This is a genomic window from Syntrophales bacterium (assembly GCA_026417625.1).
Classification (GTDB): domain Bacteria; phylum Desulfobacterota; class Syntrophia; order Syntrophales; family UBA8958; genus JAOACW01.
In genome coordinates this window covers 46,444-64,378 of record JAOACW010000005.1, presented here as the reverse complement: position 1 = coordinate 64,378, position 17,935 = coordinate 46,444, and the positions used below count along the sequence as shown (strand labels likewise).

Sequence of the window (17,935 nt, the reverse complement as noted above, 5' to 3'; positions counted from 1 at the left end):
TGCTTGACAAACCTTTCAACATTCCACTATTATGCACTAACTTTTTAGCAAAATGTAATCTTTCTACAACACAAAAATGAAAAGAATTCTGATAACAGGCGGAGCTGGGTTTCTCGGTTCACACCTGTGCGATAAACTCATTTCGGAAGGCCATGAAGTCCTTTGTCTCGATAATTTGTTCACAGGTAGCAAAGACAATATCAGACACCTACTTCATCATCCTCGCTTTGAGTTCATTCGGCACGATATTGTTCACCCCATATACCTTGAAGTCGACGAAATCTACAATCTTGCGTGCCCCGCATCCCCAATACACTATCAGTACAACCCCATAAAAACCATAAAGACTAATGTTATGGGCACTATAAATACCCTTGGCATAGCAAAACGGGTACGAGCAAAGATTCTGCTTGCATCCACCTCCGAAGTTTACGGTGATCCCGAAGTACATCCACAGCCCGAAGAATATTGGGGGCGAGTCAACCCAATAGGCAATAGAAGTTGCTACGACGAAGGCAAAAGAGCAGCAGAATGTTTGATGATGGACTATTGGCGTCAGAATGGTGTGAAAATAAAAATCGCAAGAATTTTCAACACATACGGACCGAGAATGGCACTTAACGATGGACGTGTAGTCAGCAATTTTATCGTTCAGGCGCTAATGGGTAAAAACCTTACCGTATATGGCAAAGGAGACCAAACAAGATCCTTTTGCTTTGTGTCTGACATGATCGAAGGCTTAGTTCGTTTGATGAACACACCTGATGCGATAACAGGGCCAATTAATCTGGGCAATCCCAGAGAATTTACCATTTTGGAATTAGCAGAACTTATAATCAAACTAACCGGTAGCCGATCACGGATCGAGTTTCATCCCTTGCCTCCAGACGACCCCATACAAAGAAAACCAGATATCACAAAAGCTAAAAATGTACTTACCTGGGAACCACGTATCCCCATTGAGGAAGGTCTAAAACTGACAATAGAATATTTTAGAAAAGTTTTAGGGGTATAAATCCATGTGGAAAAGGACTATACTTTGCATTGGTGCTGGGCACGTAGGTGGTCCAACAATGGCCGTGATAGCCAAGAAATGCCCAGAATACAGGGTTACCGTGGTTGATATCGATGCTCAAAAAATAGCAGCTTGGAACTCCGACAGACTACCTATATACGAACCGGGTTTAGAAGATCTGATAAGAGAAACAAGGAACAGAAATCTCTTCTTTTCTAAAGATATAGCCCAGGCCATAAGGGATAACGACATTATATTCGTAAGTGTAAACACACCAACAAAAACTTATGGTGTAGGGGCTGGCATGGCAGCAGATCTCCAGTTCTGGGAAAAAACAGCTAGGGAGATACTTGAAAATTCATCAACGTCGAAAATTGTTGTAGAAAAAAGCACAGTACCTGTAAAGACAGCACTTGCTATGGAACGCATCTTGAACTCCCATCATAGAAATATCCACTTTGACGTCATTTCCAATCCTGAATTCCTCTCTGAAGGATCAGCGATAAGAGATTTGGAATTTCCTGATAGGGTGCTCATCGGTTACCGTAAAACAGAGAGTGGAGAGAAAGCGAAGAACACCATAGTTGAAATATACAGGCACTGGGTGCCTGAGGAAAAAATACTTACAATGGACACCTGGAGTAGTGAGCTCTCCAAACTTGTGTCAAACGCCTTTCTAGCTCAAAGGGTATCATCTATTAATGCTGTTTCGGCTATCTGCGAGAAAACAGATGCAGATATAACTATGGTTGCAAAAGCGGTAGGAATGGATAGCCGCATTGGGAACAAATTCTTAAACGCAAGTGTTGGGTTCGGCGGCTCATGCTTTAAGAAGGACATCCTCAATCTCGTTTACTTATGCAGATACTACGGTTTGGACGAGGTGGCCGATTACTGGGAAGGTATTGTCCGGATAAATGAATTTCAGCAGAAAAGATTTGTAGCGAACATGCTTAATGCTATGTTTAATTCTATAGCAGGAAAAAGAATCTGTCTCTTCGGTTTTTCATTTAAAGCAAATACAGCTGATACAAGGGAAAGTCCCGCATTGTATATAGCTAGGAGACTTATTGAGGAACAAGCACAATTGGTTATAACAGACCCCTATGCTTTAGAAAACGCGAAGAGGGACCTCTTAGGAGAAAAAAGCCATGTTGAATTTACCGAGGATCCGTATGTAGCCGCAAAAGATGCACATGCCATTGCTATAATGACAGAATGGGATATATACAGAACCCTAGACTTCAAAAGGATTTATGAAAACATGTGTAAACCGGCATTTATCTTTGATGGGCGAAACATATTGGACCACGAATATTGTCACAGTCTGGGCTTCAATGTATACGCGATAGGAAAACCTCCTATGACCCATTTTAAGGAAGCATGATCGAATTTAACGCCGCTATCATAGGGGCAGGTGTCGTTGGTCTTGCCATTGCTCAGAGGTTGGCCCGGAGATTAAAGCGTATAGTAATTCTTGAAAAAAATTCCCGAATAGGGATGGAGACCAGCTCACGCAACAGCGAGGTGATCCATGCAGGTCTCTATTACCCCTCTGACTTTTTAAAGACGAAACTCTGTGTAAAAGGCAAGAAACTTTTATACGAATGGTGTCAAAAATACAGGATACCCCACCGACGGGTGGGTAAGCTGGTCGTAGCCACAAACTCTCACGAATTAGAGAAATTGGACATTCTCAAAAAACAAGCTCAAGAAAATGGTGTAAGTGAGATTTACTACGTGGGAGGAAAGGAACTTTCGTTAATGGAACCATACGTTAGAGCAGTGGCTGCCCTTTTTTCACCCGATACCGGAATTGTGGATTCTCACAAATTCATGCTTTCGTTACTTGCGTCCGCAGAAGAAGAAGGAGCCATTTTGGCATGTCGTTCAGAGGTTACAAACGTTGATTTAATGGGGAACAGTTTTGTTCTGTCAGTGAACAACAATGAATTTCTAGTCAAATCGCCCATTGTAATAAACAGCGCAGGTCTTCACTCTGACAGGATAGCCATGCTCGCCGGATTGGATATTGACGTACTCAAATACAAACTGAAGTACTGCAAAGGAAATTATTTCACCGCAGCGCCTTCGCCAAAGATTAGCCATCTTATCTACCCGCTACCCCACGAACTTAACGCAGGTCTCGGCGTTCACGCCACAGTAGATCTAAACGGACGTGTTCGCTTTGGACCGGACGTACAATACGTAGAATCAATTGACTACTCCGTAGATGAGAATCGACGGAGTGATTTCTACAAAGCTATCAGCACTTACCTGCCGAATGTCAGAGAGGATTCACTCCAGCCGGAGATGTGTGGAATACGACCCAAACTCCAGGGGCCGGGGGACCCTATACGTGATTTCCTGATATCTGAGGAAACAGAAAAAGGACTTCCTGGATTCGTTAACCTTATCGGTATTGAATCTCCTGGTTTGACTGCAAGTCTCGCAATCGCCGACTATGTGGTTTCCCTCCTGGGGCTAGGCGAAGCAAACTAACGAACACAAACAAAGATTCAGTCAACATTCCCGAGAAAACCCGGGTCCTCTGGAAGGTTGTTTTTCATTGCTGCCTCTCTGGACAGCTCATCACAACGCTCATTATGGGGATCTCCATCGTGTCCCTTTAACCACACAAATGAAACTTCATGCCTCTCACATAGTTTTAAGAGTTTTTCCCAGAGGTCCACATTTGCCACCTTTTTGTTTCCACTTCTCTTCCATCCATTTTTTTTCCAATTTTTGACCCATCCTTTGTTCACCGCGTTTACAACGTACTGGGAATCCACATATACCGTGACACGGCAGGGTTCTTTGAGTTGCATTAGTCCAGATATTACAGCCATTAATTCCATCCTGTTGTTTGTGGTAAGGCGGTAACCACCTGATATTTCCTTCCGAAACTTACCATACAATAGCACAACACCATAACCACCACGACCAGGATTACCCAGGCAAGCACCGTCTGTGTACATAACCACTTCCTTTAAAGATCTATTTTGAAGCATCATTTCCTTCCGGTAAAAGGTCAATAATTGAAATTTCAGGAGTCGAAAATAACCTTATAGGTGGTCCCCATGTACCTGTACCTCTGCTCACGTGAAGAAACATCCCACATTGAACTTCATAATTTCCCGCATGCAGAGGAAAAAAGAGAGACGTAACAAAATTGAAGGGAAAAATCTGTCCAGCATGGGTATGACCTGAAATTTGTAAACTAAAGCTTCGTGATCCACACGGAGCAGGAATAGGTCTATGTTTGAGTAAAACCGCATAACTATTGGGTGGAATTTCAATCAAAAGCTCATCTTCTGTCTTACCAGTAGCCAAACCTGCTTCCACGATGCTTCTGTCATCCACACCGGCAATATAAAACCAATCACTCACGGCGCGACCGTATCCCCTAAGTACTTCAAAACCACATGCGTTTAGAAAACGAATTGATTCATCGATACCAGCATACAGTTCATGATTGCCCAAAACGGCGTACTTACCGTACGGCGGATTGAAGGAAGCAAGCATGCTGCAGAATTCATCAAGTTTACTACTGTATCTGTCTATAAAATCCCCCGTTGTTACCAAAATATCCGGTTTGTTATCTCTTATCATATTAAAAACTTTTTCTAATCTCTTTTTATCGGTCATCACGCCAGCGTGAAGATCAGAAATTTGTACAATACGGAAAAAATTATGCATTACCTTTGAATCCCTTATCTCAAATCTCTCAATGACAGGATTCCGTGCCTCAATGTATCCGTAAAATGTTAGTACAAGAGAAAAAAATAATGTCATAAAAAAGGTATTTCTTTTTGAGCAAATCTCCATTCTACATAAAGAATTCCATCGTTTTAATTTGCTGAGGCTTCGATAAAATTCTAAAGGTAAATTCATACACACATACAAGAAGATGAATCCCATCCAAACATAACATATATATAACAAAAGCACTGATATAGTTTCAGAAAAGAGGGGCCCTGCTTTAGTGAGTAATAACGGGGATACAACCATTGTAAATAAAAAAAGTAGGAGTGCAAATTTCACTTTTAATTCCAGAGAAAAAACTCTTGATAAATTGATATAAAAGTACACGTGCATAATGCTATACACGATAAAAAAAGTCACAAGTATAAGAAAAAACATATCTTTTTAAAAGCTCACACGCCTTTCACAAACTTCAAAACTTATAGATATCCGTATTCACAGAGCATTTCAAGGATTATTCATGGATAGCTTCCCTTAAAATCTTGCCTAGGAAATTTCAGTGTGGTACGGTTAATTTATGAAGCGAGATTACCAAATAATTATCAAAAACGGTCTGGTCATAGATGGTCTTGGCAACCAGGGTCAAACGAAAGACATAGCCATCGAACACGATCGCATAGTTCTAATTGAAAAGGATATCCCTGAGTACAAAGCGGAGTTAGTCATAGATGCTAGTCACATGGTAGTGGCACCTGGCTTTATAGACCCACACAGTCATACGGATGTGGAACTGATTGTGAATCCTCGAGCCGAAAGCAAAATACGCCAGGGGGTTACAACAGAAATCGCGGGTAACTGTGGATTTACATTGTTTCCCCTCTCGTTCAGAAATTTTGAGGAAAAACATCACTATTGCGACAACCTATATGGTGTTACAATTACCTGGCGCACAATGGAAGAATTTTTCGACTTGCTGGAATTCAGGGGTATTTCTTTAAACTACGCCACTCTCCTAGGCCACAGCACCCTGAGATCTTGCGTTATGGGTAATTATGCAAGACCTCCAAGCAAAGATGAAATGTCGGAGATGAAGTCAATCCTAAGGGAATGCTTGGATAAAGGTGCTTTTGGCTTATCCTCAGGTCTCATATATGTACCCGGTTGTTTCGCCGACAAACAAGAACTTATTGAACTCTGCAGAGAAGTGTCTGCCTTCGGTGGTGTTTACAGCAGCCATATACGAAATGAATCAGACTTCTTAACCGAAGCCATCGAAGAAACCTTTGAGATAGCCCGGGAAAGCATGGTCAGTCTTCAGATTTCCCATTTAAAATTGGCATATCCGCGAAACTGGTCTAAGATTCACTGGGTTTTATCACGAATTTCCGAAGAAAAATCCTCAGGTATGGAGGTTCTCGCCGACAGGTACCCTTACACTGCTACATCAACACTCCTTAGCACACTGATGCCTCCATCAGTTCAGCAAGGTTCAGTTCAAGAGTTTTTAGCCCACCTTAAAGATCCAGCCTACGAGGGACTCTTACGATCATTTTTTAAAGCTGGAGAAGATAAGATAGGTTCATGGGAAAACGTGATAATTTCTTCAGTGGCAAGCAAAAGGAATAGACATCTAGTGGGGAAGAGCATAGCCCAAGCTGCAAAAGAATCAAATAAAGAACCTTTCATCTTCGTAAGGGATTTACTCATTGATGAGGAAAACCAGGTATGGATGATCAATTTCTCCCTAAACGAAGACAATTTCAGAAGGATCATCCGGCATCCCCTTGTGGTTGTCGGTTCGGATGGTTGGGCGAGGGCTCCCTACGGCGTTTTGGGCAAAGATAAACCCCATCCCCGCTCTTACGGCACTTTTCCACGCATTCTTGGAAAGTATGTAAGAGAGGAAAAGGTACTAACCCTAGAGCAAGCAGTTGAAAAAATGACTTCCATCACTGCGAGAAAATTTGGCCTTTACGGGAGAGGATGCTTAAAGGAAGGGTACTTTGCCGACATCGTGATCTTTGATCCTGATCGAGTAATCGATAGGGCAACGTGGACGAACCCTCATTGCTATCCGGAAGGTATTCCTTATGTTATAGTAAATGGCATCCCCGTAATTTATGAAGGAGAACACACAGGCAATCTTCCCGGGCGTGTGCTAAGAAAAAATCTCCTTTTTTGTCTCTGATTAAACCGCTTTTATCACCATCAAAGTTATATCGTCAAATTGCCGGTGGTGACCCACAAACTCTAGCACTGCACTCTCGATAACCTTAACAATGGTATTTGCATCAGCATTTATGTTCGCCTCAACAATTTCAACTAACCTCTGAGAACCAAAAGGTTCATTCTGTTCGTTTATTGCGTCTGTAACCCCATCTGTAAAGCAGACTATCACATCTCCCTTTTCCAAATAAATTTCTTCCTCTTGAAGGTCAATGCCATGTATAACCCCAAGGGCTATGCCACGCGCGTTCAGAGTAACTATTTCACCTGACGAAGAACGAAGGAGGAAAGGTGGTATATGACCAGCATTAACGTATCTTAGACGACGGTTGTCCTCATCGTAAACCGCATAAAAAAGTGTTACGAACATACCTGATGTCGAATCCCGGCATATCAGTTCGTTAGCCTGTTTAATAGCTGCAGCCAAAGATCGGCACCCAGTGGTACTGGCCCTGATTATCGTTCGGGATAACCCCATAAATATAGCCGCGGGCATACCCTTACCTGAAACATCTGCTATTACAAAACCCCAACTGTTGATATCAACAGGTATAAAGTCGTAAAAATCCCCTCCAACTTCCTGAGCAGGGATGTTGTGAGCTGCAATTTCCAACCCTCTGATTGAGGGAGCATAATGGGGCAACAGTCTCTGCTGAAGATTCCGAGCAATTTCTAACTCCTTTTGGAGTTTTTCTCTTTCCGCAGTTGTAGTTCTGATATAATCCAGATACTGCCTAAGGTCAGAGGCCATTTTATTGAATGAATTGGCCAGTTCTTCGAGTTCGTCACCAGTTCGCACAAAGACCCTGTAATTCATATCTCCCTGACCGATCGCTTTGGAACCTTTTATAAGAGAGAGGATGGGATTTGTAATCATGCGAGAGAGAAATAAAGAAGTGTAGAAAACGGTGAGAACCATTATAAAGAAAAGCACTGTAAAATTCGTTTTTATAGTGTTTACCGTTTTATTCACCTCATCGCTGATGTCACTTGTCGCTTTTGCTATTCGAGCACGCGTTTCTTGAGCAGGTATTGAAAATTCATCTATGTAAGTGGTGGCTGCAACCATAAAAGGTGTGCCCTCTATCGGTGTCATATACATGTATTTTCTCCTAATTACACCATCTGCATCCTTCCAGTTGTAGTACCCACCACCTGGATTACCACTCAAACTCTTCTCAAAAAGTGTCCAGAATTCGGGCAACAGATCCTTCCACTTATGCATATCAAAGTTTCGGAGTCTCCTGTTGGGGTGAAAGCGCATAATCCCCGTTCTCTTCTCATATACAATTGTATAGCCCGTATTTCCTACGGGCTGAACAGCGATCTTATTGAATACGTAATTTTTTTGAAGATCAAAAATTGTCATGTTGGGGTGGTAATCTAAAAAAATTTTACATTGAAGAGCCACATCTCGCGCTTTTTGGCGTACAATTTCCACGCCCAGATTTTCCAATGCTGCTACACTATCATTAGCTGCGCTGTAGCCCAACGATTTACTGGCTTTAACGGCATAACCACTTATTACGTTGATTTCTCTTTGGGTGATATAACCAAAAATTATGAGGGGTAGTAGAGAAACACCAAGAAAAACTAGGAATAATTTAGTCTGAATTTTTATCACGGGAAACTTCAAGAAATGAGGTCCTCCCATGCCTTGTCACTGTCAAGACGGTAGAATGCTCTCCTCCTCCCACTTTCATCCTTCAATAGGACAAAATCAGTCACAATATAACACCGTGCAAGGTAGTGCATAAAAAGTGCTCGACACTTGTTACGGATACTCTGAGCCTGCTCCCTATTGTATTTTAGCAATTTTTCTTGTGCAAAGGGGATTTCAACAAAAATTGGTGTTTTCTCCAAATTGAAGATGAATTTTCCACCATGAAGTTCAAGGCCCTTATCATCGATTATAATCTCATTAACTACTCGTTCCGGAACAAGAAGCGAGTAATCGAATTGGGGTACAATTCCATCTACCATACGCGATCGGACTCGCCTTGAGTTAATGTACCATTCCACAACGAAACGGTCTGTGGAGATACCCCTATTGAAATGATCATTAGTAAACACAGCACTGTAATAGTCAAATCCTATTTCCCTCACAAGAGCTCCCATTCTTCTCAGATAGATGTATCCATTTTTCGACTGCAAGGGATCATAAGTCCAACGCACCCTAGGTATCTTCCTTTCAACTGCACAGTCGTAAAAATGATGAAGTATAATCTCTCCTACATTTTTATCCTGATAACGCTCATCAACGCCCATCCTCGCACCATACCAGAAAGGACCATTTTCGTCGAAGTCCGCAAACGCCGCTAAAAAGCCAATTGGTTTATCACCTTCATACCATGGATCTTCCGCAGCCATAGCCTTTCTCTCTTCCGGCGAGTAAATACCCTCGTCAAAGGCGGTGAGCACTAATCCATTGGTGAGATACGCAAGTTCAAAGTAGAGCATGGGGGCATTAACCTCACGGTAGCCCTCTTTTTTCCATACCCTCTTTTCTAACTCTACAACATCGTTGAGCACTGATGCTCTAAGATATCGTTCAACTCTGACCTTCTGGAAAATATCATCTCTCTTCATACTTCCGCAAAAATATCATCAGAGCGAAAATTACACTTCTTCCGAAGATTGAGGGTCAACGTTAGTATATTCTTATTGCCCTTTCTTCTATAACTCAAGCTCTCGGCCATTCTTCTCATCAAGAGGACACCCAACCCTCCTGTTTTTCTCTCAGATATCTTTTTACAACTCAAGTCGGGATCAGGTAGTGAACAGACGTCAAAGGGGACTCCCATATCAATGATTTCTATAATAACACGGTCATCATCCTCGAGTTTTGCCCTTAACTCAACTTCTCCTTTACTTTCTTTATATGCATGCCTAATTACGTTGACAACTGCTTCCTCAACAGCAAGTTGTACCCTGTATACCCCATCTTGGTTAATTCCGTTTTCCACTAACCACGATGATATGACATTCATCAAATTTTCAAGACAATCCATAGAAGCAGGATAATTAACCATCAAGTATTTCATGATAGCAACCCGTTAAACATCTTTCAAAGCAACATCAACAGAGTCGTAGATTTTGAAGATAGAGGTAAATCCTGAAATTTCAAAAACCTCCAAAACAGACCCTTTCAACGAAGCAAGATCCAACTGACCACCTGAAGTTTCTAACTTCTTTGCAGCTGCAAGAATGCTCTGAAGACCTGCGCTACTTATGTATTCCACATTTTTAAAATCCACAATTATCCTCTTTTCTCCACCTGCAATAACCTGATCAAGAATCCTACCAAAATCGGGTGCAGAAATTGTATCCAACCTTCCAATCGGGGATACTACCGTGGCCTCACCTAACTTTTTTACAGTAACTGCCATTGTTAAAAACCTCCATCGTAGCAGTCTGAAACTAACATTATCAAACTTTGGGGTCAAGTAATCGTTTCAATGTAGATTTCTAAAAAACAAACCCCGATACCTCAATCAGTACCGGGGTTCATCACAGCTACCTCGATTAAATTTTAATGATGGGCAGTTGAAGTCCCTCCGCTTGTCGCCTCGGCAACTCCCGCAATCACGGCGGCAGCTGCTACAGTACCCACTGCAATTGTTCCGACACCTACCCCACCTACAGTGGCCGTGCCTGCCGTCACCCCAGCTCCCGCAGCAGCCGCTTCCGCTGGAGTTGCAGCAGCAGCTGCACCAGTAGCTGCTGTTTCAACCGGGGTAGTCACAGCAGCTGCACCAGTAACTGCTGCAGCCGAAACACTAGGCATACCAGCACCCACAACTGTAGCCATTTGACCAGCACCTATAATCACGCTACCTGCTGCACTGGCCACGGACACTAAACCAGAAACCACGGAGACTGTCATTGTTGGGATACCATTGGCCCCGATTACCACAGTAACCACAAATACCGTACCTCGAACACCTGCTACAGCCTGCGGACCGTGGATTTCAAATACATTATCGCCGCCTATGTACTTCTTCACATCGGAAACTAAACTACCCACAGCTAGACCAAACCTCCCCGTTCTCTTGTTACCCTCTATGATAAACTGGCGAATCTCAAACCTTGTATTTTCATTAATAGTAATCACGCTGTCATCATTTAGGGTCAATTGTATTTTTGCTCCTTTTTTAGTTGCTATCACATCCCCCACCTGTAGAGGGAGCCTAACGGTTGGCTTGATGATCTTTCCGTCCCTTTCCAAGGAAACGTCCCCCTGAACCATACTCACATACCCCGATGCCGATTTCACTTGAGCAAATAAATGAACAGGAAACGTCAATAAAACCACCAAAAAAACACTCAACATGATTTTAAATCGCCTCATTGAATACCCCCCCCTTTTTTTTGTTACCCTACCACAAACCGGTAATCAGAAAAAACTAAAATTTGAGCATATACCTTAAAACAGACGATACTCCCAACTCTAAATCCAGACCACAGTTAAAACTTTACCTGTGGGGCACCTTTCGCTGCGGCTGGTGCTTCGAAAAAAGCTGCTTTTTCAAAACCAAAAATACCAGCCAAAACGTTAGCGGGAAAACTACGTATCGCAACGTTATAATTACGCACTGCCTCGTTGTACCTTCTCCTTTCCACAGCGATTCTATTTTCCGTGCCAGCAAGCTCATCCTGCAAACGAATAAAATTGGCGTTCGCTTTAAGATCAGGATAACGTTCTACCACAACGAGCAAACGACTCAGTGCGGATGAAAGTTCGTTATTTGCTTGGATCTTCTCCTCTACGGTCCTTGCACTTCCCACACGTGCACGGGCATTAGTTACCTCTATAAGAACCTCCCTCTCATGCTTTGCGTAACCTTTTACCGTTTCCACCAGATTGGGAATAAGGTCATAACGTCTCTGAAGCTGATTTTCCACCTGTGCCCACGAACTCTTAACAGCCTCATCAAGTGCGACAAAATTGTTGTACACACCTCTGGCATACACAAAAAGTGCAATCCCCAAAATCAAAACGGTCGCTAATAATCCTAACAGTATTCTCCTTCCCATGGGTATCTGAAACCTCCTATGAAATTAAACACGGATCTCATCGACAATTGAGATGAATCTTTCGATCTCTCTTACATAATCGTTAAAAAGAGCAAGTAAGCTCTGCTTTTCTAGCTTGTAATTTCCGTCCTTAATCCTCAGGCATTTAGAAAAAACATCACCCCTTAACCTGAAATGCTCCTCGACTTTTGCTATAAGTTTTTCCCTTTCTTTCGGTACGCTAATGTTCTTCAAGTAGAGAAGTGAAACAAAATAGGTTAAAAAAGCCGGCACAGAAATCTTAAATAGATGGATCAATCCCCTCTCTGCACCCTCCACTTCTAAAAAGCCCCTTCTCAAGAGCACTATTTTCCCCCGCAGTTCTCTTTCCAGCTGAAGGCGAACGTGATAAGGTTCAATTTTTAATGCCTCAAGCGCGTCATCACCATAAACGCAGACATGATGAAGCTTCATCTCAAGAAACTCTATGGGATAGGTATCAAGAGACTTCTCTATAAATCCCTTAGTAAGAATATATGGCACAGAAACGCGTCGTTTTTTCCATTTCTTCACAACATCAAAAGTTTTTTCTAGATCCGCAAGCGCATTTTCCTTCACTAAAATTAGAAAGTTCAGATCTGACTTACCGGGAAAGTAATCTCCCCGGGCACCGCTACCAAAAAGATATATACCTTCTAGATTTTCTCGAAAAACTTTCTTGTAATCTCCTACTAAATCCTCAAAAATGTCCTCTGGTTTATCCGGGTAACGTTTGAATATCCCCATCAGAAATCCCCTCCTGCTCCTCCGCCACCACTCATACCCCCACCAAAACCACCAAACCCTCCACTGAATCCTTCAAAACCACTGTCGAACCCACCTTGATAATGACGCCCACTTCCCAAACTTGCTATAATCAACCACGGCAGGACGCGGCGCCCGCTGCGAGTCCCGAAAATGATATACAGAATAAACAAAACTAATAGCGTTGTCCAGGGATTCCACCCTCGCTCCGATATTTTCTTATTAACACCTCTGTTTTGGGGTGCGTGTCTATAATCGCCAGACAGACTTTTACCTGATGCCTTTACGACTATATCTGCGATTGCAACCATACCATTCCAAAGACCAGTACCGTAATCCCCTTTCCTTAAATACGGGATCATATATTTGTCCCTAATTTCTCCTACCATACCATCCGGCAGGATCCCCTCCACGCCGTAACCTGTCTCTATGCGTAACTTTCTCTCTTTTAACGTTACAAAAATCAATATCCCTTTATCCTCTCCTTTTTTACCAATGCCCCAGGTTGAATAAAGTTTATTTACATAATCATTGATCTCCTCATCTCCGATCGTGGGCACAGTAGCTACTACAATGGCCGTTCCCGTTTTGTACCACACCTCCCTGGCTAGAAGCTCCATCTTCGCTTCGACATCTGCAGGTATAATTCCTGCAAAGTCATTTACCGCACCCCGGGGTTTTGGAAAGTTTTCGGACACAGCGGGAAAAGCATACAACAAAAGAAGAACAACCGTTATCAAAACCACCAAACGTGATACTCTCATTTCCATAGAAACATCGTATTCGCAAAGAGATCAAAAATCAACTTGTTTATAACAGTAAAATTGTATAAAAGGTTGAACGCTACCTCGAAATTTAAATAAGGAGGGGGCATGTCTGAAATACCAAACAGTGTCGACTTTGATGACTATCTAAAACCAACGTACTTCATTGACAGTGATTCCCCAATAGTAACTTCTTTCGCTAGAAATGCAGTTGAAAATTCCATGTCCATTAAGGAAAAAGCAGTAAAACTCTTCTATGCAGTGCGAGACAAGATAATATATGATCCTTATAGAATCGAATTTTCGAAGGAAGCTTTCAGAGCAAGTACAATTATCGGAAAAGGTTATGGATACTGCGTTGCCAAGGCAATTGTGTTAACTGCAGCGGCGCGATCACAGGGCATACCCACCAGACTTCGCTTTGCTGATGTAAGAAACCATCTAACAACGGAGAGGCTACGTCGTCTTATGAAGACGGATGTTTTTTATTTCCATGGATATTCGGAATTTTACATAAACAACCGGTGGATTAAGGTCACACCAACGTTCAATCTTTCCCTATGCGAAAAGTTTAAGGTTAAACCATTAGACTTTAACGGTGAAGAAGACGCAATCTTTCATCCTTTTGACAAGGAAGGACGGAGACACATGGAATACATTTTTGATCATGGCCCCTACACTGATGTGCCATATGAAAAAATTATAATGATGTTTAAAAAACACTATCCTGTGTATTTCGACAGTGACCGGCAATATCGAACCGGTTCTTTCGATAGAGAGGCGGAGCTAGAAACTGAAAAAACACAAAATAAAAGAGACCTAAGTTTTGGATACATTCACAAACCTGATTCTTTGTAAAACGCAATTAGTTGATCTACATAGAATATGAAATACTCTATTGAGTTCTTGGCAGCTTCATACTGTGCCGGGGTAATTAGAGATCTATTTTCCTCGTAAAATCTATCGACCAACTGATCAAATGCGGCCTCAATTTGGGGATATCTCTCAACTGGTCCATCTAAGATCAGATGCTGCAGAAAGAGAGCTTCGTATTTTATATCTAGGAGTGAAGCAATCTCCTGCTCTATGTTTTTCTCTGTACTATGAGGCCTCGACATGCCAACTATTATGTCAGGGTTGGATCTCACATCCAACCCGCTTTATACTGATGCGCCCGGCACGATTTGAACGTGCGACCCTCAGATTCGTAGTCTGATACTCTATCCAGCTGAGCTACGGGCGCCTAATATTCCATGGCGGAGAGAGCGGGATTCGAACCCGCGGTACACCTTTTAGGGCGTACAATCGCTTAGCAGGCGATCGCTTTCGGCCTCTCAGCCATCTCTCCTTAATTTTTCATCTCTGGCGGAGGGAGCAGGATTCGAACCCGCGGACCTTTCGGTCAACGGTTTTCAAGACCGCCGCCTTGGACCACTCGGCCATCCCTCCAACAATAACTTTTAACCCATCGGTGTTATCCTGTCAACCCCCTTCATATACGACCTCAAAACATCTGGAATTACTACACTGCCATCGGCTTGTTGATAGTTCTCGAGAATGGCAGCCACGGTTCTGCCAACTGCCAAACCCGAACCATTCAGCGTGTGGACAAATTCCACTTTTTTTGTCCCCTCCCTCCGGAAGCGAATAGACGCTCTCCTCGCCTGGAAATCTTCAAAATTGCTGCATGAGGAAATCTCTCTGTAAGCGTTTTGACTTGGCAGCCATACCTCTATATCGTATGTTTTAGCTGCTGAAAATCCCAGATCTCCTGTACAAAGCGACACGGTTCGATAGGGAAGTTTTAAAAGCCTCAAAACCTCCTCGGCATTGTCAGTGAGTTTTTCCAACTCGTCGTATGAATCTTCTGGCTTTGTAAATTTGACTAGCTCCACCTTGTTAAACTGATGCTGTCTGATCAGACCCCTTGTATCCTTTCCGTAAGACCCCGCCTCTGCCCGAAAGCACGGGGAATAAGACACATAGTAAATGGGTAAATCCTTTTCATTCAATATCTCGTTTCTGTGAAGATTGGTAACAGGAACTTCCGCAGTAGGTATCAAAAAATAATCCACTTTCTCGAGGTGAAACAGATCTTCCTCAAATTTAGGAAGCTGACCAGTTCCAATCATACAATCCCTGTTGACCATGAATGGTGTCAAGACTTCTGTATAACCGTGCTGGTATATGTGAAGATCGAGCATAAAATTTATTAGCGCTCTTTCCAGTGAAGCCCCCAAACCCCTGTAAACAGTAAACCTTGCCCCCGCTAATTTTGCACCCCGAGCGAAATCTAATATTCCCAGGTCTTCCCCAATATCCCAATGAGGTCTTGGGTTAAAATTAAAAGACGGTAATTCACCCCAATGACGAACAACAGGATTATCTTCCGAATTGATACCGTACACCACCGATTCATGAGGGATGTTAGGTATCATCATCAAAATGGCCTGCAATTCACTTTCCACCTTCTCCAATTCTTCATCAAGCTCCTGGATCCTCCCAGAAACGGCACTCATTCTCTCAATTAACTCATCAACAAATTCTCCTCTTTTTTTCTTTTCACCTATCTCCCGGGAAACCGTATTTCTCTCATTTCGCAACTGCTCAACTTCAAGAAGTATATCCCTCCTCCTCTTGTCCAATGTAAGAAAAGGATTAAGATCAATATCGAGCCCTCTCTCCAGCATCTTTCTACGGACAAAATCTACATTTTGGCGGATAAACTTCATGTCCAGCATGATTTAATCTCCCCGCTTGGAATTCTTAATAGATTGCGTATCATCATAATTTCTGGAAGTCAACTTCTACTATATCGTCTTAGTTCTTGTTTTAAGTGAATCAATCATCATGGATATCTCTTGGCACTTCAAAATCAAAGATGAACCAATGAAAACAAACAAGCCCAAAAAGGTACAGCCAAAAAGGTAAAAGATCTTCTGATACACCGATAAACATCCCTTCCAGGGTATCAGATAATCAAAAAGAACAAGCGAAACACCCATTACTGAAGAAGAAAGTACTATTTTCAAAATAGAGAACCAGAACGCATTATCAAGATAGCTGCCTATTTTTACCCTCAGTTTAACTCCTAGAATTACCACGTTTACCGCAGATGCAATGGACGTCGCAAGTGCAAGCCCCCCATGCTTCATGGGATACATCAAAACAACACTGAAGAGAATGTTTATCACAAGAGCAATGATCGCCGCATTCATTGGAGTCTTCGCATCTTGTAAAGAATAAAAAGCCGATGTAATTACCCTGATTGAAGAAAACGCCCAGAGACCAAGTGAATAGAACAAAAGTGCTTCTGCCGTTCTTGTTGTTGATATTCTATCGAAAGCTCCACGTTCAAAAAGAGCACTAATAATTGGTTCCCGGAGTAAAATCATGGCCACAGTTGCAGGGATAGCTATATACATTATCAATCTCAACGAAAAAGAGATGGTCATTTTCATTTCTTCAATGCTTCCCCGTGCTACCTGAGTAGAAAAACTAGGCAACACAGCAGTCCCCACAGCTATGGCGAAAACTCCTAGGGGCAGTTCCACAACTCTATCGGCATAATAAAGGTAAGACACACTACCTTTTGGCAACAGGGAGGCAAGTATCGTACCGACAAAAACATTTATCTGATAGATAGCAGCTCCAAACACAGCAGGAAGCATCATCTTTCCAATCTTTTTAATACCTGGATGATTGAAGGTAAAATTTGGTCTTACGTTTACACCTTTCAATAGGAGAAATGGAATCTGAATGGCAAGTTGCAAGAAACCTCCAATAATGACACCAATAGCAAGTGCAAAGATGGGCTCGGCAAAAAAATCACGTAGAAAAAGGGCACACAAGATCATAGAAACGTTGAGGATAACCGGGGAAAAAGCAGGAGCCGCAAAATGACGAAAAGAATTCAGTACACCCATACATAGTGCGACAAGTGATATGAAAAAGATGTAAGGAAACATAAAACGTGTCAGTGAGACCGCCAGCTCGAACTGTGAGGACACGTTCATGAATCCAGGCGCCATGAGGATCACTATTTGGGGCGCAAAAACAACACCCAGAAAAGTCACAATCAAAAGGATGATGGAAAGGAGGGTGAATGCAACTTCTGCCAGTTCTAGTGCCGCTCGTGTTGATCTATTTCTCAAATATTCCGTAAACACGGGAACAAAAGAAACTGTTAATGAACCCTCCGCTAAAAGACGGCGTAAAAGATTCGGTATTCTAAAAGCTACAAAGAAAGCATCTGTTTTCCAACCCGCTCCAAAGAAACAAGCAACCACCATGTCCCGGAGAAAACCAAGGATCCGACTAAACATTGTGATGGCGCTTACAACTCCCGCAGCCCGAGCTATTTGAGCGTTCTCCCTGTTTACGGGAACTTCATTCATCGTCAATT

The 17,935-nt window shown here is 42.5% G+C and carries 18 protein-coding genes and 3 tRNA genes; 5 read left to right on the top strand and 16 right to left on the bottom strand.

The genetic code is table 11. The features are described 5' to 3' along the window. The first annotated feature begins 76 nt into the window (after nt 1–76). From N2317_04970 to N2317_04960, 3 genes are read left to right on the top strand one after another with little or no spacing between them, the layout of a single operon-like run. Complete coding sequence (locus tag N2317_04970; protein ID MCX7816843.1) at nt 77–1,015, top strand: SDR family oxidoreductase; 939 nt, start codon at nt 77–79, stop codon at nt 1,013–1,015. Between the two features lie 4 nt (nt 1,016–1,019). Then, a complete protein-coding gene (locus N2317_04965) occupies nt 1,020–2,402 on the top strand; it encodes a nucleotide sugar dehydrogenase (protein ID MCX7816842.1) in 1,383 nt (460 codons plus the stop codon). Further along, entirely contained in the window at nt 2,399–3,517 is a 1,119-nt protein-coding gene (locus N2317_04960) for an NAD(P)/FAD-dependent oxidoreductase (protein ID MCX7816841.1), read from the top strand. Before N2317_04965 ends, N2317_04960 begins: the two co-directional genes overlap by 4 nt. Nucleotides 3,518–3,534: 17 nt before the next feature. Here the strand turns inward: N2317_04960 and rnhA are convergent, their stop codons facing one another. Together rnhA and N2317_04950 are read right to left on the bottom strand one after the other, a co-directional pair. Then, nucleotides 3,535–4,026, bottom strand: a complete 492-nt coding sequence (rnhA, locus tag N2317_04955) for a ribonuclease HI (GenBank protein ID MCX7816840.1) — start codon at nt 4,024–4,026, stop codon at nt 3,535–3,537. Beyond that, entirely contained in the window at nt 4,013–4,810 is a 798-nt protein-coding gene (locus tag N2317_04950; protein MCX7816839.1) for a metallophosphoesterase, read from the bottom strand. The genes rnhA and N2317_04950 overlap by 14 nt, the downstream gene beginning before the upstream one ends. A gap of 487 nt (nt 4,811–5,297) precedes the next feature. On the opposite strand from N2317_04950, the gene N2317_04945 reads away from it, so the two are divergent. Continuing rightward, nucleotides 5,298–6,908: a D-aminoacylase gene (locus tag N2317_04945; protein MCX7816838.1), complete on the top strand. Its 1,611-nt coding sequence runs from the start codon at nt 5,298–5,300 to the stop codon at nt 6,906–6,908. On the opposite strand, the gene N2317_04940 is transcribed toward N2317_04945, so the two are convergent. From N2317_04940 to N2317_04905, 8 genes are all read right to left on the bottom strand, one after another. After that, the gene (locus N2317_04940) at nt 6,909–8,582 is read right to left on the bottom strand and encodes a SpoIIE family protein phosphatase (protein ID MCX7816837.1); all 1,674 of its coding nucleotides are present in this window, start codon (nt 8,580–8,582) and stop codon (nt 6,909–6,911) included. It abuts the gene before it with no gap. Next, nucleotides 8,579–9,535 (bottom strand): GNAT family N-acetyltransferase, encoded by a 957-nt coding sequence (locus tag N2317_04935; protein MCX7816836.1) that lies wholly within the window; start codon nt 9,533–9,535, stop codon nt 8,579–8,581. The genes N2317_04940 and N2317_04935 overlap by 4 nt, the downstream gene beginning before the upstream one ends. Further along, entirely contained in the window at nt 9,532–9,990 is a 459-nt protein-coding gene (locus N2317_04930; GenBank protein ID MCX7816835.1) for an ATP-binding protein, read from the bottom strand. Before N2317_04930 ends, N2317_04935 begins: the two co-directional genes overlap by 4 nt. Before the next feature lie 12 nt (nt 9,991–10,002). After that, nucleotides 10,003–10,335 carry an STAS domain-containing protein gene (locus tag N2317_04925; protein MCX7816834.1) on the bottom strand — a complete coding sequence of 111 codons (333 nt, stop codon included), beginning with the start codon at nt 10,333–10,335 and terminating at the stop codon, nt 10,003–10,005. A 143-nt stretch (nt 10,336–10,478) separates the two neighbouring features. Further along, the gene (locus tag N2317_04920; protein ID MCX7816833.1) at nt 10,479–11,297 is read right to left on the bottom strand and encodes a FecR family protein; all 819 of its coding nucleotides are present in this window, start codon (nt 11,295–11,297) and stop codon (nt 10,479–10,481) included. A 116-nt stretch (nt 11,298–11,413) separates the two neighbouring features. After that, nucleotides 11,414–11,983 carry a LemA family protein gene (locus N2317_04915; GenBank protein ID MCX7816832.1) on the bottom strand — a complete coding sequence of 190 codons (570 nt, stop codon included), beginning with the start codon at nt 11,981–11,983 and terminating at the stop codon, nt 11,414–11,416. 24 nt (nt 11,984–12,007) lie between these two features. Further along, nucleotides 12,008–12,748 (bottom strand): nucleotidyltransferase domain-containing protein, encoded by a 741-nt coding sequence (locus tag N2317_04910; protein ID MCX7816831.1) that lies wholly within the window; start codon nt 12,746–12,748, stop codon nt 12,008–12,010. Further along, entirely contained in the window at nt 12,748–13,536 is a 789-nt protein-coding gene (locus N2317_04905; GenBank protein ID MCX7816830.1) for a TPM domain-containing protein, read from the bottom strand. The genes N2317_04910 and N2317_04905 overlap by 1 nt, the downstream gene beginning before the upstream one ends. Nucleotides 13,537–13,638: 102 nt before the next feature. Between N2317_04905 and N2317_04900 the strand changes: the two genes are divergently transcribed. After that, nucleotides 13,639–14,388, top strand: coding sequence for a transglutaminase-like domain-containing protein (locus tag N2317_04900; protein ID MCX7816829.1), 750 nt, complete (start codon nt 13,639–13,641; stop codon nt 14,386–14,388). Here the strand turns inward: N2317_04900 and N2317_04895 are convergent. From N2317_04895 to murJ, 6 genes are all read right to left on the bottom strand, one after another. Next, nucleotides 14,367–14,678 carry a hypothetical protein gene (locus N2317_04895; GenBank protein ID MCX7816828.1) on the bottom strand — a complete coding sequence of 104 codons (312 nt, stop codon included), beginning with the start codon at nt 14,676–14,678 and terminating at the stop codon, nt 14,367–14,369. The genes N2317_04900 and N2317_04895 overlap by 22 nt on opposite strands. Before the next feature lie 21 nt (nt 14,679–14,699). Next, a tRNA-Arg gene (locus N2317_04890) sits at nt 14,700–14,773 on the bottom strand. Between the two features lie 11 nt (nt 14,774–14,784). Further along, nucleotides 14,785–14,878 (bottom strand) — tRNA-Ser (locus N2317_04885). A gap of 15 nt (nt 14,879–14,893) precedes the next feature. Next, nucleotides 14,894–14,979, bottom strand: a tRNA-Ser gene (locus N2317_04880). 11 nt (nt 14,980–14,990) lie between these two features. Beyond that, nucleotides 14,991–16,271 (bottom strand): serine--tRNA ligase, encoded by a 1,281-nt coding sequence (serS, locus tag N2317_04875; protein ID MCX7816827.1) that lies wholly within the window; start codon nt 16,269–16,271, stop codon nt 14,991–14,993. 69 nt (nt 16,272–16,340) lie between these two features. After that, nucleotides 16,341–17,927: a murein biosynthesis integral membrane protein MurJ gene (gene murJ, locus N2317_04870; GenBank protein ID MCX7816826.1), complete on the bottom strand. Its 1,587-nt coding sequence runs from the start codon at nt 17,925–17,927 to the stop codon at nt 16,341–16,343. Nucleotides 17,928–17,935 lie beyond the last annotated feature (8 nt).

Coding starts and splice junctions, on each gene's coding strand:
- N2317_04970 (MCX7816843.1), top strand. CDS start 77: ATGAAAAGAATTCTGATAACAGGCGGAGCTGGGTTTCTCGGTTCACAC.
- N2317_04965 (MCX7816842.1), top strand. CDS start 1,020: ATGTGGAAAAGGACTATACTTTGCATTGGTGCTGGGCACGTAGGTGGT.
- N2317_04960 (MCX7816841.1), top strand. CDS start 2,399: ATGATCGAATTTAACGCCGCTATCATAGGGGCAGGTGTCGTTGGTCTT.
- rnhA (MCX7816840.1), bottom strand. CDS start 4,026: ATGCTTCAAAATAGATCTTTAAAGGAAGTGGTTATGTACACAGACGGT.
- N2317_04950 (MCX7816839.1), bottom strand. CDS start 4,810: ATGACATTATTTTTTTCTCTTGTACTAACATTTTACGGATACATTGAG.
- N2317_04945 (MCX7816838.1), top strand. CDS start 5,298: ATGAAGCGAGATTACCAAATAATTATCAAAAACGGTCTGGTCATAGAT.
- N2317_04935 (MCX7816836.1), bottom strand. CDS start 9,535: ATGAAGAGAGATGATATTTTCCAGAAGGTCAGAGTTGAACGATATCTT.
- N2317_04930 (MCX7816835.1), bottom strand. CDS start 9,990: ATGAAATACTTGATGGTTAATTATCCTGCTTCTATGGATTGTCTTGAA.
- N2317_04925 (MCX7816834.1), bottom strand. CDS start 10,335: ATGGCAGTTACTGTAAAAAAGTTAGGTGAGGCCACGGTAGTATCCCCG.
- N2317_04920 (MCX7816833.1), bottom strand. CDS start 11,297: ATGAGGCGATTTAAAATCATGTTGAGTGTTTTTTTGGTGGTTTTATTG.
- N2317_04915 (MCX7816832.1), bottom strand. CDS start 11,983: ATGGGAAGGAGAATACTGTTAGGATTATTAGCGACCGTTTTGATTTTG.
- N2317_04910 (MCX7816831.1), bottom strand. CDS start 12,748: ATGGGGATATTCAAACGTTACCCGGATAAACCAGAGGACATTTTTGAG.
- N2317_04905 (MCX7816830.1), bottom strand. CDS start 13,536: ATGGAAATGAGAGTATCACGTTTGGTGGTTTTGATAACGGTTGTTCTT.
- N2317_04900 (MCX7816829.1), top strand. CDS start 13,639: ATGTCTGAAATACCAAACAGTGTCGACTTTGATGACTATCTAAAACCA.
- serS (MCX7816827.1), bottom strand. CDS start 16,271: ATGCTGGACATGAAGTTTATCCGCCAAAATGTAGATTTTGTCCGTAGA.
- murJ (MCX7816826.1), bottom strand. CDS start 17,927: ATGAATGAAGTTCCCGTAAACAGGGAGAACGCTCAAATAGCTCGGGCT.